Origin of the sequence: Bradyrhizobium sp. ERR14 (genome assembly GCF_014198235.1) — a bacterium.
In the GTDB taxonomy this organism is placed as follows: Bacteria; Pseudomonadota; Alphaproteobacteria; order Rhizobiales; family Xanthobacteraceae; genus Bradyrhizobium.
Genome location: NZ_JACIHD010000034.1, coordinates 1 through 14,390, shown reverse-complemented (window position 1 = coordinate 14,390; position 14,390 = coordinate 1). Strand labels below are relative to the sequence as shown.

At 58.4% G+C, this 14,390-nt stretch carries 9 protein-coding genes and 4 pseudogenes; 7 read left to right on the top strand and 6 right to left on the bottom strand.

Annotation, left to right across the window (positions count from 1 at the left end; translation table 11 throughout):
• Positions 1-14: 14 nt before the first annotated feature.
• Positions 15-1,226 (bottom strand): type II secretion system F family protein, encoded by a 1,212-nt coding sequence (locus tag GGD62_RS38815; RefSeq protein ID WP_183714285.1) that lies wholly within the window; start codon positions 1,224-1,226, stop codon positions 15-17.
• A gap of 9 nt (positions 1,227-1,235) precedes the next feature.
• Entirely contained in the window at positions 1,236-2,888 is a 1,653-nt protein-coding gene (locus GGD62_RS38810) for a GspE/PulE family protein (RefSeq protein WP_183714282.1), read from the bottom strand.
• Positions 2,889-4,241: 1,353 nt separating this feature from the next.
• On the opposite strand from GGD62_RS38810, the gene gspD reads away from it, so the two are divergent.
• From gspD to GGD62_RS38795, 3 genes and pseudogenes are all read left to right on the top strand, one after another.
• Positions 4,242-6,443, top strand: coding sequence for a type II secretion system secretin GspD (gspD, locus tag GGD62_RS38805; RefSeq protein WP_183714278.1), 2,202 nt, complete (start codon positions 4,242-4,244; stop codon positions 6,441-6,443).
• Positions 6,415-7,131, top strand: a complete 717-nt coding sequence (locus GGD62_RS41780) for a tetratricopeptide repeat protein (protein WP_183714275.1) — start codon at positions 6,415-6,417, stop codon at positions 7,129-7,131. Before gspD ends, GGD62_RS41780 begins: the two co-directional genes overlap by 29 nt.
• A gap of 218 nt (positions 7,132-7,349) precedes the next feature.
• A pseudogene (locus tag GGD62_RS38795) lies at positions 7,350-8,437 on the top strand (IS3 family transposase); the annotation flags it as partial.
• Positions 8,438-8,592: 155 nt separating this feature from the next.
• On the opposite strand, the gene GGD62_RS41985 reads toward GGD62_RS38795, so the two are convergent.
• Positions 8,593-8,991, bottom strand: coding sequence for an AidA/PixA family protein (locus tag GGD62_RS41985; RefSeq protein WP_210318064.1), 399 nt, complete (start codon positions 8,989-8,991; stop codon positions 8,593-8,595).
• Between the two features lie 608 nt (positions 8,992-9,599).
• On the opposite strand from GGD62_RS41985, the gene GGD62_RS38785 reads away from it, so the two are divergent.
• A complete protein-coding gene (locus GGD62_RS38785; RefSeq protein ID WP_183714272.1) occupies positions 9,600-10,193 on the top strand; it encodes an HdeD family acid-resistance protein in 594 nt (197 codons plus the stop codon).
• Positions 10,194-11,449: 1,256 nt separating this feature from the next.
• A complete protein-coding gene (locus tag GGD62_RS38780) occupies positions 11,450-11,671 on the top strand; it encodes a hypothetical protein (RefSeq protein ID WP_183714269.1) in 222 nt (73 codons plus the stop codon).
• A 142-nt stretch (positions 11,672-11,813) separates the two neighbouring features.
• Here the strand turns inward: GGD62_RS38780 and GGD62_RS38775 are convergent.
• Positions 11,814-12,310: pseudogene (locus tag GGD62_RS38775) on the bottom strand (alpha/beta fold hydrolase); the annotation flags it as partial.
• A gap of 390 nt (positions 12,311-12,700) precedes the next feature.
• Between GGD62_RS38775 and GGD62_RS41275 the strand changes: the two are divergent.
• On the top strand, positions 12,701-12,961 hold the full coding sequence (locus tag GGD62_RS41275) for a hypothetical protein (protein WP_246800487.1): 261 nt from the start codon (positions 12,701-12,703) through the stop codon (positions 12,959-12,961).
• A gap of 134 nt (positions 12,962-13,095) precedes the next feature.
• On the opposite strand, the gene GGD62_RS38765 is transcribed toward GGD62_RS41275, so the two are convergent.
• Together GGD62_RS38765 and GGD62_RS41270 are read right to left on the bottom strand one after the other, a co-directional pair.
• Entirely contained in the window at positions 13,096-13,245 is a 150-nt protein-coding gene (locus GGD62_RS38765) for a hypothetical protein (RefSeq protein WP_183714263.1), read from the bottom strand.
• Positions 13,246-13,792: 547 nt separating this feature from the next.
• Positions 13,793-14,119: pseudogene (locus tag GGD62_RS41270) on the bottom strand (transposase); the annotation flags it as partial.
• Between the two features lie 11 nt (positions 14,120-14,130).
• Here GGD62_RS41270 and GGD62_RS38755 point away from each other — a divergent pair.
• Positions 14,131-14,286, top strand: a pseudogene (locus tag GGD62_RS38755) (transposase); the annotation flags it as partial.
• Positions 14,287-14,390 lie beyond the last annotated feature (104 nt).

The window sequence follows — 14,390 nt, the reverse complement described above, 5'->3', positions numbered from 1 at the left end:
CTCCTTGCGCCTCGTCAGTCGACGAGCTGCGTGACGGAAAGTAGCGCCGTCATGACCGAAACGATCAGGCCTCCGACGACAATACTGATTGTCAGTATTGCGGCTGGCCCGACCATTCCTAAGACGCGATCAAGGCTGCGCTGGAGTTTCGCTTCATAGAATTCCGCGACTCGGCCGGCCAGCACCGGCAATTCGCCGGTCTCCTCGCCCAGCCGTAGCATGCGAATTGCCATGGGCGGGAGGACGTTGGACGCTGCCAGCGCTTGCGACAGCTTGCCGCCGTACCGAACGCGATCAGCCGCTTCGATCCACGGGGCAGGAGACGAGGTCACGGACATCACGTCGACGAGAATGCGCTGCGTTGCGGTGAGACTAACGCCACACCCCAACAACAATCCCAAGTTCCGACAGAACAGGCTCGTGCGGTGGAAGACAAAGATTCTGCCAATTCCAGGCAGCGCTGAAAGCGCAGCGACGATCGACGCTCGTACCTTGGCCTGCCGCGTGAGCCACCAGCCCGCGGCCAGGAGGAACGCACTTGAGATCAGCAGCAAAGCGCGGTTAGCTCGCATCAGATCAGAGACTTCCATGAAGAAGCCAAGTGCCGGGTCAGCCCGGCCGCCGAAATCGCGCAGCACTGATGAAAATTGTGGCAACACGGCCAGAATGAAGAACAGCATAACGCAGCCCGCAGCAAGCAACACGAAGATCGGATAATGCATGGCGTCACGGAGCTTGCGCCGAGTTGCCTCAGCCCGATCGCGCTCCGCGGCTAGAACCTCAAGGACTTGGCTCAGCGTACCGGAGGCTTCACCGACCTTCATGAGTGCGCCATACATTGACGGAAACAGATCAGGTTGCGCGGAAACTGCATCGGTAAAGCTTTCGCCGCCAAGCACGGCTAACCTCAATCCTCTAATCACCGAACGCAGCCGAGCGACATCGCAATCTCCCGACAGAAGATCAAGAGCGTCATCAAGGCGCGCGCCTGCCTTCAGAAGCAGCGCAAGATCGCGCGTGAAATTTGTGAGATCCGCGTATGAAGGGTGGTTAGACCACAATCCGCAGCGAAATACCGAAGCCGAACGAGTCTCCTCCACCGCTTCAATCGGTAGCAGGTGCAGATATGAAATCCGGCGCTCGGCCTCTGCTTGCGTCGGTGCGTCCAACGCGCCGACAACGATCTTTCCTAACTGCGTCAAGGCTCGATAGCGGAAACTTGGCATAATCCTGACTCAGCGTGCAGCGACTACACGAACAATTTCAGCCGGCGCTGTGATTGCAGCTCGGCATTTCGCAATTCCATCGTCCAGCATCGTCGTCATCCCCCCAGCGATCGCCACCTGATCTATTGCCAGCCCATCGGCATTATCTGCGATCAGCTCACGCAAGCCGCTGCTGAGTTCGAGGAGCTCAAATACACCGATCCGACCGCGATAACCGCTGTGGCCGCAGCGTGCGCAGCCCCGCGGCTGCCACATGATTTCCCCTACAGATAGTCCGAGGCGGCTCACTCTGGTGTCCTGGGACCGTTTATCCTCGTCGAACGGCGTCGGCGCCTTGCAATGATCGCAGAGTTGTCGCACCAGCCGCTGCGCGATGACGCCACGCAAAGTCGATCGCAAAAGATATCCTTCCACACCAAGATCAAGCAGTCGCGGCACGGCCGCCGCGGCCGTTTCGGCGTGCATCGTCGTGAGCACAAGATGTCCCGTGAGCGCGGCATGGATGGCTACATTCGCCGTCTCCGAATCTCGGATTTCACCGACCATAATCACGTCGGGATCCTGGCGAACAAAGGAGCGGAGTGCACTCGCGAAAGTAAGCCCGATGGCAGGCTTGATTTGCGACTGATTGATTCCGGGGATGTCGTACTCCACGGGGTCCTCCACTGTGAGGATTTTCCGTTCCGGCACATTGAGCATCGACATTATGGTGGCGAGAGTAGTCGTTTTTCCGCTGCCAGTCGGCCCTGTGACCACGATCATGCCGTGCGGAACCGTGATCAGCCTGCGCAGAACAGCCTCATCGCGCCCAGAAAGCCCGAGACGGTCTACTGCGAGCTGGGAGCGCTCCTTTGGTAGAAGGCGTAGAACCGCGGACTCGCCATACTGCGTCGGCATGATTGCAACACGCACGTCGATCTCGCGGCCGACCCGAATTCGCGCAGCTCCGTCTTGCGGCAGACGTCGTTCCGCGATGTTCAACCCCGCAATGATCTTAATGCGAGAGATGACTGCTTGGGGCAGCACACCTGCTGGCGGCTGAATGGCACGAAGGAGCCCATCGATCCGCAGCCGAACCGAAAGCCCGCCTGAGAACGGCTCGATATGAATGTCGCTTGCGCGCATTTCGAGGGCTTTTTCGATCAGATCCGTGACCGCGCGCACGACGGGCGCGCCGCTCGCCAGGTCACGCAGACTTTCGATGTCGTCCTCGCGTAGCTGCTGAACGGCGGACTGCTCCCTCTCTTCCGCAGCCCCCAGCTTCTGATCGAGAAGGATAGCAATGTCCTCTATCGAAGCTACCTTAAATGAGGTCGGCACCCCGAACACCAGCTCCGCGGCTCGACGCGAGGGCTGGTCGGTGGGATCCGCCAAGGCAAAGACGGGTGTGCCGTCCGAAAGGCGGTGAGGAAAAGCGGGCACGTCGCGGAGAAAGGCCGGCGCGAACTGGTCGATTGCAGGAGCGGCCGCCATCATTTCCGGTAGCGTAATACGTTCGAGACCCGAAAAGCGGGCGGCTTCGTCGGCAAATGACTCTGCCGATAAGTCAAACATCTCCCAAGTTCTCGTCGGCCCCTCACCGGTTTGAGCGACGCCCGCCGGGTGTTCCGAACACACCCGCCGGAGATGCTCGATGAATTGCGCTGACGATGTATCGCACATAACTTGATCCGCTTGCGCCCAGGGGCGGTATCGGACCCCGAGTCGACTCGTCAAACATCTCTGGCAAGCCACATGCCAAATTGCGAGAGACGCGCGCGGTGTTGTTCAGGCAGATCGTCTGAGGGAGAGCCCCGCGCTTCATCGGCTCGAATGCGAGAGTGTGAGACTCCGAACTAAGAAGGGCGGCAAGGTCTTTAATCCGCCAGCTCTGTCGCGAACGCAACATCTCAGAGAGGCGCCATGCCGCCCCTGCAGATTGGTACAGTGCTTGCAGAAGACTTAAAGCTAAAGTGGCCTGAGACTCTGACAGGTTGGCCAATTTGAGTTGGGCCGTTCCGCCGAAACCGACAGAGGGGAGAATGACGCAGAGCACGAGACGAAAGATTGCACTGAGTACGAACATCGACGCTGAGGGGGCTGCAGACGCATGCGAAAACGGCCAATCTGGCGCAACGCTATCAACTGCATTCGGGCCAACGAATGCAGCAACTTCAGAAACCGGTAGCACGCACGTTCGAGAGCGGCAGCGGCGAGTATGGTGGAGATATCATGGAAAGCCGCTGGTCGCGGTCATTGCCAGCTGCTCGGTTTTGTTCCCCCCAAGCGTCTATGGGCCGCAACGCGTCGCTAATCAGGCGATGGTCCGCCCTGATGCGGCGGATCGCGGAACGCACGCAAGTTGACCACCGCGGGCCCGCGAGTGAAGCGCGTGGTCAAACCAGCAAAGCATGGAACGCTGTCTGCTTGAGGCCCGTCCTGTTGGGAAGGCGTTGAGTTCCGAGCGCGAGCGCCAATCACTGCGTTCCTATACCGGCACTTGGGATACGTGCTCTCCGGCTGCGGGAGCCGCTCAAACCATACGCGACAATGACTGTGACAAACTGCGCCGCAAACTGGGCACCGGCCGCAACGGTGAGCTCATTTCCTACCATTGTGCCTCTTCACGGTCGCGATCCGGCTATTCAGTAACGAAAATGTGGGCGGAGCGACTTCAAGCGATACCGCAACCGGCAAACAGGTCATCCATTTCTCGGCAGTCCGAAGAAGACGTGGGCGGGCTATCGATGACCGGATGAGTCAGCCAGGCATGTGATCGAACTCCTGCTTCGGCAAGAGAACTTGGTGGCGAGATCACCCGTCCTCCGGCGTAATCGGCTTCAACTACAAACAATTGGCTATCGACATGGAAGTGGTTAATCGCGGCGGACCGGCGCACCCAACGTGCGGGCTTTTCGAACGTGGGACAAATCTGCAGCGGAACTCCCAGCCACATTCCATCACTTGCCCAAGTGGATCGGCAATCCAGTGAGTCTTTCAGTAAGTCGAAGTCAGTGCGGTGAGGTCGCCCGCAACATGCTGCTTGTCGCGGCAATGTTTCTGTTCGCTTCATGTAGCATGGTTACGAACGGCGGTCCCACCACCGCACCCGCTGGTGTGGACGTGCTCGACAAAGTACGATCGGTTGACATCCTTCCGCGCGGCGAACAGCCGATCGCGGCTTTCCAGGCATCCCCTAAGGCAGATGATGCAGCAAGCAGCACCTACTGGGGTTCAGAGAACTCTGAAGCCACGGAGGCGCGGCCGCAGCAGACACCTAATGGTCCCGGCTACGATCTGAACTTCGAGAACGCGCCTGTCGCCACTGTTCTAAAGGTGACGCTCGGCGACATTCTCGGACTCGCCTATACCATCGATCCACGCGAGCAGGCGACGGTCAGCCTGGCGTCCGCACGACCCGTGCCCAGATCTGACATCGTTTTCGTGCTCGAGAGCGCGCTGCGACTTTCCGGCCTTGCGCTGGTGCGCGATGGCGGCGGATACAAAGTGACACCCCTCGGCAATGCCACTGGAGCCGGCCACGTCGATGTGGAAGCTCGTCGTTCCGAAGCCGGCTATGGAGTATCAGTTGTACCGCTGCAATATGTTGCAGCGAAAACCATCCTCAAACTAATGGACAGCTTTGCAACCCGCGCTGGAAGCGTACGTGCGGATTCCACGCGAAACCTGCTTCTGATCCAAGGGACCGGACCCGAGCGGCGAACGGCCGTCGAGACCGCCTTGACGTTTGATGTCGACTGGATGAAAGGCCAATCGGTGGGCATCTATCCCATTAACAATTCCGGGCCCGAGCCCCTGATCGCAGAGCTCGAGACTATTATCGATTCCGGCGACAACGGGCTCAGTCATGACCTTGTGAAACTCCAGGTCATCTCTAGGTTGAACGCCATCATGGTCGTAACGCGCAAGCCGCCATTGCTCCAGGCCGTAGCAACTTGGATCCACCGGCTCGATCAGGCAGACTTGGCTAAAACCGGCGTTCGCGTCTATCGTGTCCGTCATGGTGACGCCCGCCACTTGGCCAAGGTGCTGACCCAGATGTTCGGCGGCAGCGCCTCGACGTCGACCGACATCGCCGATAAGGAGGTCGCTCGGACGACCTCGGTTGCCGAACGACTAGCTGCCCATTCGTCCGCCACATCCGCAAGCCTGTCCACCGCTGCGTCGGGCGGCAACGGCGTAAGTACCGCATTCCCATCAGGCTTGAATTCGCCGAACGGCGCGGATGCCAGCGGTGGACTTGACACACCAACCGGTGGTCGCGCGCCAGTCATGACCAATGTACGGATCACCCCTGATACCGTTAATAACTCTGTCTTGATCTATGCCAGCCCCGAAAACTATCGGATCATCAGCTCCACCTTGAGGCAGCTCGATCAACCCGTGCTGCAGGTCGGCATCGAGGCGACGATCGCGGAAGTAACGCTCACCAACGAGCTGAGTTACGGTGTCCAGAGCTATCTGACCAGCAAGCAGCTTGGATTGAAGGCCGGCCAGGGTTCTATCCTTACGTCGACCTCGACCAGCGGTGCGGTGAGTAAGGCAGCGAACGCGCTGCTAAATCGCGCAATTCCGGGCTTCAACTTCCTGATCGGATCGGAGTCCCAGCCGGCCATTATCCTCGATGCGCTGCACGGGGTGACCAGCGTCAATGTGTTGTCCAATCCGTCACTCGTTGTCACCAACAACCAGCCCGCAACCCTTCAGGTCGGCGATGTCGTTCCGGTCGAGACCAGCAAAACGAATTATCTATCGCAAAACGGCGCCACGGTTAGTACTATCGACTACCGCAACACGGGTATTATTCTTCGAGTTGTGCCCCGTATCACCACAAGTGGACACGTCAGTCTCGAAATCGAACAGGAAATCAGCCACGCCAGTTCATCCGGGCTTACGCCGATTGTGTCCCAACGCAAGGTGAAGAGCGCGGTCTCTGTGGCAAACGGCCAAACCGTGGTCTTGGCCGGATTGATCAGTGAAGATCAGAAGGGGGATCGCAGCGGCATTCCGCTACTTGACGAGCTTCCCGGTCTTGGTGATTTGTTTTCACACCAGAGTAAAAAGGGGCAGCGGACGGAGTTGATCATCTTCATTCGGCCCCAGATCATCCAGACCGGCAGCGATGCGTATCAGCTGGCAGAGGAGCTACGTTCGAAGCTTCGCGGTGCAGTCGGCGCGAGCATTACAGATGACCTGCGTGTCCGCAACGTCCGCTGATCATTATCCTATCCCGCCGTTGGCTCGACGCAACATCATCTGGCTCGTGCTGGCGCAAATGATGGCTCTGCTTGTCGCGCTAGCGCCGGCACGCGCAGACCCCATTGCATCAGCACGGAGCGCCTATGCACATGGGGACTATCAGAACGCAGTCCGCCAGCTCACCCCACTTGCTTTACGCGGCCACGCGCACGCACAGGCGATGCTTGGCTTCATGTACGAAAACGGCTTCGGCATACCAAAAGCCTACGATGCTGCAGTCGGCCTATATACTCAGGCCGCAAATGCCGGGATTCCATTTGCCCAGGCGATGCTCGGCATGATGTATGACAAAGGTCATGGTGTCCCGCAGGATGTCGTTCTCGCCTACAAATGGATGAATGTTGCGGCAGCTCAGGCCCGCGGCGCTCAGAGGGATTATTTTCTTCGCTTGCGCAACGCGATTGCCTCCAAAATGTCGATGAATCAGATCGCGCAGGGGCAGGCATGCGCGCTGGCCTGGACATCAGGTCTATGGTCAGGCCGGGCGCGCAGCTCCCCCTTGCAGTTCTCGAAGGACGAAGCGGCGCGCCGGGCTATTCGCTCAAGAGGCGCTCGCGCGTGGTACAGCCGGGAAGCCCTAGCTGAACCCACAGCGAAGCCGTCGCGCCTTCCAGCCGTAAAGGTCTTCTGCGGCGGTTGGGGGTGATTGTTACCTGCGGATTCGGTGCAACCTAAGTTCCCCTTGGTCGTGCTCCCGCTTGAAGAACCAGCGCGGCGAGCTCCACAGCCATCTTTCAGACTACAACTTCGCCAAGCGACTCAAAACTCTCAAAGGCCTCACACCTGACGTGCCCCCGCCAAATTAGGCCAGTTTGAACTGGAATTTTCCATTTATGATCCCCTGACGGGGACGAGGAGAGTTCCATGAAGGCATCGAAGTTTTCAGAGGCGCAGATAGCACTTGTTTTGAAGCAAGCTGAAGATGGCTCGGCGGTGGCAGAGGTCTGCCGCAAGGCCGGGATCAGCGAGGCGACGTTCTACAGTTGGCGGAAGAAGTACGCTGGCCTGTTGCCCTCAGAGATGAAGCGGCTGCGTCAGCTTGAGGAAGAGAACAGCAAGCTGAAGCGGATTGTCGCCGACCTGTCGTTGGACAAGGCCATGCTTCAGGATGTGCTGTCAAAAAAGCTCTAAAGCCTGGCCGCAAGCGTGAGCTTGTCGACAAGGTGCGAAGTGACTGGAAGGTCTCGATCAGGCGGGCCTGCTCGGCCCTCCGGATCGATCGCGCACTGTACGTCTACAAGTCGAAGCGCGGCGACCAGGCCGCTCTCAAAGGTCGGATCAAGGACATCTGCGAGACGCGGGTGAGATACGGCTATCGCCGGGTCCATGTCCTGCTGCAACGTGACGGCTGGGCCATCAACGTCAAACGCGTCTATCGTCTTTATCGGGAGTTAAGCCTGCAATTACGCAACAAAGCGCCGAAGCGTCGCGTGAAGGCCAAGCTGCGCGAGGATAGGACGGAAGCACGCCAGATCAATGAGACCTGGGCAATGGACTTCGTTCACGACCAGCTCGCCACGGGCCGCAAGATCCGTGTTCTCACGATCGTGGACACCTTCAGTCGCTTCTCGCCAGCCGTCGATCCGCGCTTCAGTTATCGAGGCGAGGATGTCGTGCTGACCTTGGAGCGTATCTGCAAGATCCTTGGCTATCCCAGGACGATCCGCGTCGACCAGGGATCAGAGTTTATCTCCCGCGATCTCGATATCTGGGCTTACCAGAAGGGTGTGGTGCTGGATTTCTCGCGGCCGGGAAAACCGACGGACAACAGCTTCATCGAATCTTTCAACGGCAAGCTCAGAAGCGAGTGCCTCAACACGCACTGGTTCCTGAGCCTTGACGACGCGCGGCAGAAAATGGAGGATTGGCGTAGAGACTACAACGAAGTCCGCCTCCACAGCGCGATCGGCAACAAGGCGCCGATATCGCTGTTGAATGCCTCATCGGCGCCCCCGCCGGCATGCATAACCCCGGAAAATTCCAGCGCCGGCTGGCCTAGTTTTGGGGAGCACTTCAACCAACGACCGGAGCGAACTCAGGATTGGATAAAACTTGGGGGCAAGGTCAACGACCATGAAGTTGAAATGGTAGGTAACTCGTCCGATACTCAAAGTTTCCGAGGACCAATAGTAATTGGCAATCGTCTGACATGTCGGCACGGACGGATTGCTAGGATTGGGATGCGCGAACGAGGCCTCCGCCTTCCGCGGGGCGGCGGCGAGATCAGCTCGTTCCCTACGTTTCCGATGAAGCGGTAGAAGATCACTGACTTCTCGAATCCAAGGGAGAGGCTGGTTTCGCGCCAACGAACCAAATCCCCGACCGGGGCCTTCAGGTCGAGCTCGCCGCCCGCTTGCCCACTGATCACGTTGTCCTGATTTGTGATCATGTAGACATGGCGAAAGTCAATGAGAGTGGGGCTGTCCGGTCTTTTGCTCGGATTCGAGTACTTCTGAAGAATGGATTCCGTATCAAAGGCAACGAGAACGTCTGTGACTCTGGACATGATGCTTTTCCATTGCAAAGAGGAATGTTCGGCTTTCGCCGAGGGTCGTCACTCCCCATCTCGATTCTGGAGCGCTCAGCCATGGGAGTACTGTAACCAGTGGCTCCGAGGAGGATAATGTACCGGATGGATGACAGCTTTCGTTCTTCGTGTTTGTCCAACTCCGTCGTGTGGGCGCGCATACCACCCCCTCGAGAATGCAGTTAGGCCAATCGCCGCCACGCGCAAGATGTTCATGTTGTCGCGTTCATGCGCGTCGAACTTAAGACGTTTGGCGGCAAGCTGCCACAAACGGCCGCGTTTTCACGATCGCGTCACGAAGAAACTAGTTTCGCTCTCGACGCGCGGCTCGCAAAGCGTGGCACGCCAATTGCTCGGCCTACGACATCGCCTCGCCGGGCTTAGTACTGTGGTCCTCCCGCGTCCTGGGATGCGGTCCAAGCCCGAAGAGAGGAGGTCACGATGCGGATGGCACCCAGCAGGCGAGCATATAGATTGATAAGCACACTGAGTCGGCTGCTCGCAACGACCCGCAAGCTCAACCCTGATCGCAACAAAGCGATGGCTAGGCGCCATGCTGCGGCGCAGCTTTGGTACCGGAGACCTCCATGACAAGTTCGTCTGATATCGTGCGGCTTCGAGCTGGTCCGGGCACCGCTTCGCTACCAAAGCGGGGCTGGGTTTTCGCCCTCGGCGTAGTTTATCTGATCACTGGCTTCGTGGCGCTTGGTAGCGTTGCGCTCGCGACGGTGGCGAGTGTGGTGCTAGTTGGCGTGATGATGATCGCCGCCGGCGTTGCCGAAATGATCAATGCTATCCAGGTCAAGACCTGGGGCAAGTTCTTGCTATGCGCTCTTTTGGGTGCGCTCTACATCGTCGCGGGGCTTGTGACATTTGATAATCCTACGCTCGCCGCTGTGCTGCTTACGCTGGGGCTCGGCGCATCGCTGGTCGCCGCCAGCATCATGCGCCTGATCCTGGCGTTCAGCATGAAACGCGCAACGCCCCGGTCCTGGCTGGCGATATCCGGCGTCATTACTCTGCTGATTGGATCGTTGATCTTAGCCCGTTGGCCGATAAACAGTGTTTATATTCTGGGCCTGTTTCTCGGGGTCGATCTAATCGTGGCTGGCGCGAGCTGGATTGGAGTCAGCTTCGGCCTACGCTGCAGTCCCATCGTGAAGGCACGATCGTCGACGTAATTGCCGGGCGCCGTTGGTTTCGAAGGAGAAAGACATGCAGGAAAATAACAGCTTGGAGCGTGCAGCCTCACCCGCTGAGACTGCATTTGCGAAACATCATCGCGCAATCTTCCCCTTACTTTTTGTTCGCAACTCTACTGACGTGGGACGGCCCTCACGCGCAAGAAGTGCTGAGCAATACAAAGGCCGCGACTAAGAATTCGGCAGCGTTTCCACTTTTGATACTAAATTCGCATCCGTTTCAGACAGTTTTATCAAGATCTACGCGAATGGTCATATCTCATCACAAGATCATCGTCTGGTATTGAGAATCAACGGTGACGCGGGAAACTATTAAAGCTACGCCCTGATGAGTGGTCACGCCAGCGCGTGAATGGGGCAGTTCCGGCATCTATCTTGGCCGAGTGGGTAGGGGGCAAGACGCAGATTTCTCAACGGAGATCACTATTGCAGCTAATTCGAAACGTCAGAAGATTAACGTTGCCGCGCTAACGAACTTCTCGCTCGGCAACAATCACATACTTGGATATGAAGCTCACGGTTTCTATGCCTCCAGTCAGCCTGTCACGAGTGCATAGTTCAGTTCACCGATAACGCGATCGCAAGCGGCTTGGCCCACGCCTACCTCTATTGAAATAGGATCAAGCACCGGCAGCCGTAAACATATCCCGAGGACTTCTGGAAACGGCTCCGCGAAGAGCGCCTCACTGAAGGAAGAGTTCCGGCCGTACCAGTGAGGATGGCATCAGCCCTGCAGAAGTAGACATCGGCAGGAGTGAATTCTGGATGCTCCGCTCACTGGAGCGCCTGCGGGATGGCCGCCCGAAACCGATATCGGAGTGGGCAGAAGGAAGAAGCGCTTGTTTGACTGGAGAAGATTTTCGGCGGCTTGCGATATCCGTTGGAGCATCAAGGGCGAGCCCAACGCCTACCAGCCGAAGGAGTTGACGCTTTGAAGCACGGTCGCTAGGGCAAGGTATAATCTTCGAGCTATCAAGACCCAATGTCATGCGGTGATGTGCGGATTGACACTCGCAGTGGGAGCGCGAGTACGGGAAGAAGCCAAGTGGGCGCCGCTATTGGCGCTTCCGGATCGTCGCGCCCCGTATTACGGTCGAAGACTATGAATTCAGGACGGACATAGCATTGACCTTTCCCGTCGCGTGCAGGTTGCGATGGAGAGGGCACGGCAACGCGGTTCGGAGCAAGTCGTGCTGCTACCGTGAGGGACCATGACGAGTTGGACGATTGAACGCATGGTTTACACCAAGGCGCGCCGACGTGAGGTATTCGTCGGCCATCGCATCAGTGCGGACGGCGGTAAGTCATGGATCGAAGAAGGCGAACTTCACACCAGCTTTGAAGATTCGTTCTCGCACGTGACGCGCGAAGTAGACATAGAAGAGTACCAATCGCGCGTTGCCGCTGCACGCAAGATGTCGTTGATCATGCCGTTTCTGGCCGCGGCGGCGGACTAATTCTAGCGATAGCCTATCGCGGCGATAGCCGATGGCTCTCCACTTCGACGTCCTAGTGTAGCTGCCGACATAGTTGCGGCTGGGCCGCTCATCGCGGGGCGAGTATCCGGTCTAACGGTGATTAACTCCTGGGCCGCACGGCCAGGCGCCGCCACGAGCCGTCACCCTCGATGCCCTCGTAGAAATCTGCAGCGCGCCCTCGATATCGCCGGCACGGATCAGCTCGACCGATCGCACCGTGCGCGCAGCCAGCGGCCGATGCGCGAGCGTTCCTTTCGGCACCGGCAGCGACGCGTCGAGATCGCTGCCCGGCTCGGCCAGCACCAGCTTTCTCACCAAATCCGGCCGCGCCTGCGCCACGCGGAACGCGATGTGGCCGCCGCGCGAATGCCCCATCAGGTCGACGGGGCCGGGCCTCACCTGCTCGATGAAGGCGATCATATCAGCGACATGCTGCGCCATCTTGTAATCGTCGCCGACGGCGTCCCAATGCTCGGGGAAGGAATGCCGCAGGCTGACCGAGATCACCCGATGCGCTTTCGACAGCGGGCCGAGCACCGAATACCAGGTCCGGAAATCACCTAACGTGCCGTGCACGCAGACCAGCGGATAGCCCTCTCCGACTTCGAGATAGGCCATGTCGTAAAGGAAACGATAACGATGAAGATTGACTCGGTCGCGCCTATCTCAACACGATATCAGGTCAGGCAAACGGGAGGTTCACCTACTACACGGCCGATGCGGGTTACGATTTCCTGCGCGCCGCCAACTACAAGCTTGGGGGATTAATCGGCTGGACCTACTACGAACAGAGCTCCGACTCGAGGGGATGTGTACAGATCGCCCACCCAATGATGGCTACATGCTTGTCGCCCGGCGACGACAGGGTCGTTGGCAGCCAGAATACGCAGTGGAATGCACCTCGTGTCGGCCTGAGCGCCGAAACCATGCTGACCGAGGGTTGGCGTTTGAGTACGGACGTCGCTTACTTACCTTGGACCGATTTCAAAGGCCGTAACAATCCATCTCTTGCGCCCAACGACCACCTTCGCTGAACAACGGGGCAATGGTGGCGGCGGCGTTCAGGTCGAAGGCCTGCTGTCCTACTTCATCACCAAGAACTTCAGCGTCGGCGTCGGCGGGCGCTATTGGGCAATGTGGACCGAAAAGGACAGCGAAGTGAGATGCATAGGCTGTGGTGGTCCGGGAAACATCAGTAGGGCACGGTTTTCGAAGTTCAGCATGGAGCGCTGGGGTACTTTTTTTCAGGCGTCCTATGGGCTCGAATGAGAAGATCACGCCTGTAACCAGCTCCAGGCCTCTTCGACTCCGCGATATTGCGATAATACGCGCGCCCGTGTGCGAGGTAGGCGGGTCGTGCCGATTGACCGATCTATCTCGTACGACGCGCGGATCAGCACGGCCTAGTCCTTGTAGGGCGGGACGCCGTGCGGCGTGGGGTCTTCCGGCTTATCCGCGCTCGGCTGCTCCTGTTCGGCCTTGCCCGCCGGCGGCTTGTCCGCATGGCCCCGGTCCTCGTCCTCTTTCGGCTTGCCTGCGATGGCGCCCTCCATGTCAGCGGCGCCGGGTCGACATCGCCCGATGACCCGATTGCGAGGTTTAGCGTCTTCTCCTGCCGTTCAAGTTTCTTTGCGCAATGTTTTTGACAACCGCGCGGTCGCTCAAGCTTCCAATGATCGCATTGCGTGGTGCATGCTATTTACCCGGCTCACGCCGGAGAAGCGCTGTTGCTACGCTCTCTAAGGCTTTCGACGTTTGTCGCTGGGTTGCCATCTGCGCATAAGTGTGGCCGATGCACGCGCGATGAAAGCACCACCTTTTTGCTTCGTCAACGTAAATTTCTGCGGCGAGCTTTTGGCAGTTCGGGAAAAATGTCCGGCAAGAGATCAGCATCCAAATTGATTACGTCGAGAGCAATCAGTCGCTTAGTTACTGCTTTACGCAATCGCGCGAGCGCCTCGGCGTGAGCTCATTCTACGTCCAGCTTTTTTTGATTCCTTGAATTTCTTTCGGGTCCCGAACTTAACGGCCGCCAACCCCAGCGGCACCTCCTCGATTGTAACCGCGAGGCTCGAATGCATCTGGTCTGAGCCCCTCGCTTCATCCAGCAATGGGAAAGTCCCGTTTGAATATGAGCCCATGGGGCTCGGTTAAGCAATGGGGCGGGGGCGCGGAGCCCTCGGCATAGCGCAGCGTCCCGCCGCGTTGCGGCCCGGGAGCGTTGCGGTTGGCGTATTCAGTCGGAGTGAGGTCGCCCAGGGCGCTGTGCGGTCTGGCGTTGTTGTAGTCATCTTTCCAGGCCGCCAGCTCGGCTCGAGCCTGTGCGAGCGAAGTGAACAGCGTCTCATTGAGAAGTTCGTCGCGCAGGCGCGCGTTGAAACTCTCGATGAAGGCATTCTGAGCCGGTTTGCCGGGCGCGATGTAGTGCCCTCCACAGCTTCAGCAAACGCGCCTACAAAGGCCGCAATGTTATCGAGCGCTGTTTCTGCCGACTCAAGGACTTCAGGCGTGTGGCAACTCGCTATGACAAACTTGCCAGAAACTTCTTGGCTGCCGTCCACCTCGCCGCCGTCGTCGCCTATTGGATCAATTGAGTCTGAACCCTAGCATTACAGTTGCATTTTGTTGATGGTTCTGAATCCATGGGCGACCATGATTCGGGATATGATGATTGGTGGCGCGTCAGTTGAAGATACGC

Excerpts from the sequence above, each read along its gene's own strand:
- GGD62_RS38815 (WP_183714285.1), bottom strand. The coding sequence starts at position 1,226 with ATGCCAAGTTTCCGCTATCGAGCCTTGACGCAGTTAGGAAAGATCGTT.
- GGD62_RS38810 (WP_183714282.1), bottom strand. The coding sequence starts at position 2,888 with ATGTGCGATACATCGTCAGCGCAATTCATCGAGCATCTCCGGCGGGTG.
- gspD (WP_183714278.1), top strand. The coding sequence starts at position 4,242 with ATGCTGCTTGTCGCGGCAATGTTTCTGTTCGCTTCATGTAGCATGGTT.
- GGD62_RS41780 (WP_183714275.1), top strand. The coding sequence starts at position 6,415 with ATGACCTGCGTGTCCGCAACGTCCGCTGATCATTATCCTATCCCGCCG.
- GGD62_RS41985 (WP_210318064.1), bottom strand. The coding sequence starts at position 8,991 with ATGTCCAGAGTCACAGACGTTCTCGTTGCCTTTGATACGGAATCCATT.
- GGD62_RS38785 (WP_183714272.1), top strand. The coding sequence starts at position 9,600 with ATGACAAGTTCGTCTGATATCGTGCGGCTTCGAGCTGGTCCGGGCACC.
- GGD62_RS38780 (WP_183714269.1), top strand. The coding sequence starts at position 11,450 with ATGGTTTACACCAAGGCGCGCCGACGTGAGGTATTCGTCGGCCATCGC.
- GGD62_RS38765 (WP_183714263.1), bottom strand. The coding sequence starts at position 13,245 with ATGGAGGGCGCCATCGCAGGCAAGCCGAAAGAGGACGAGGACCGGGGC.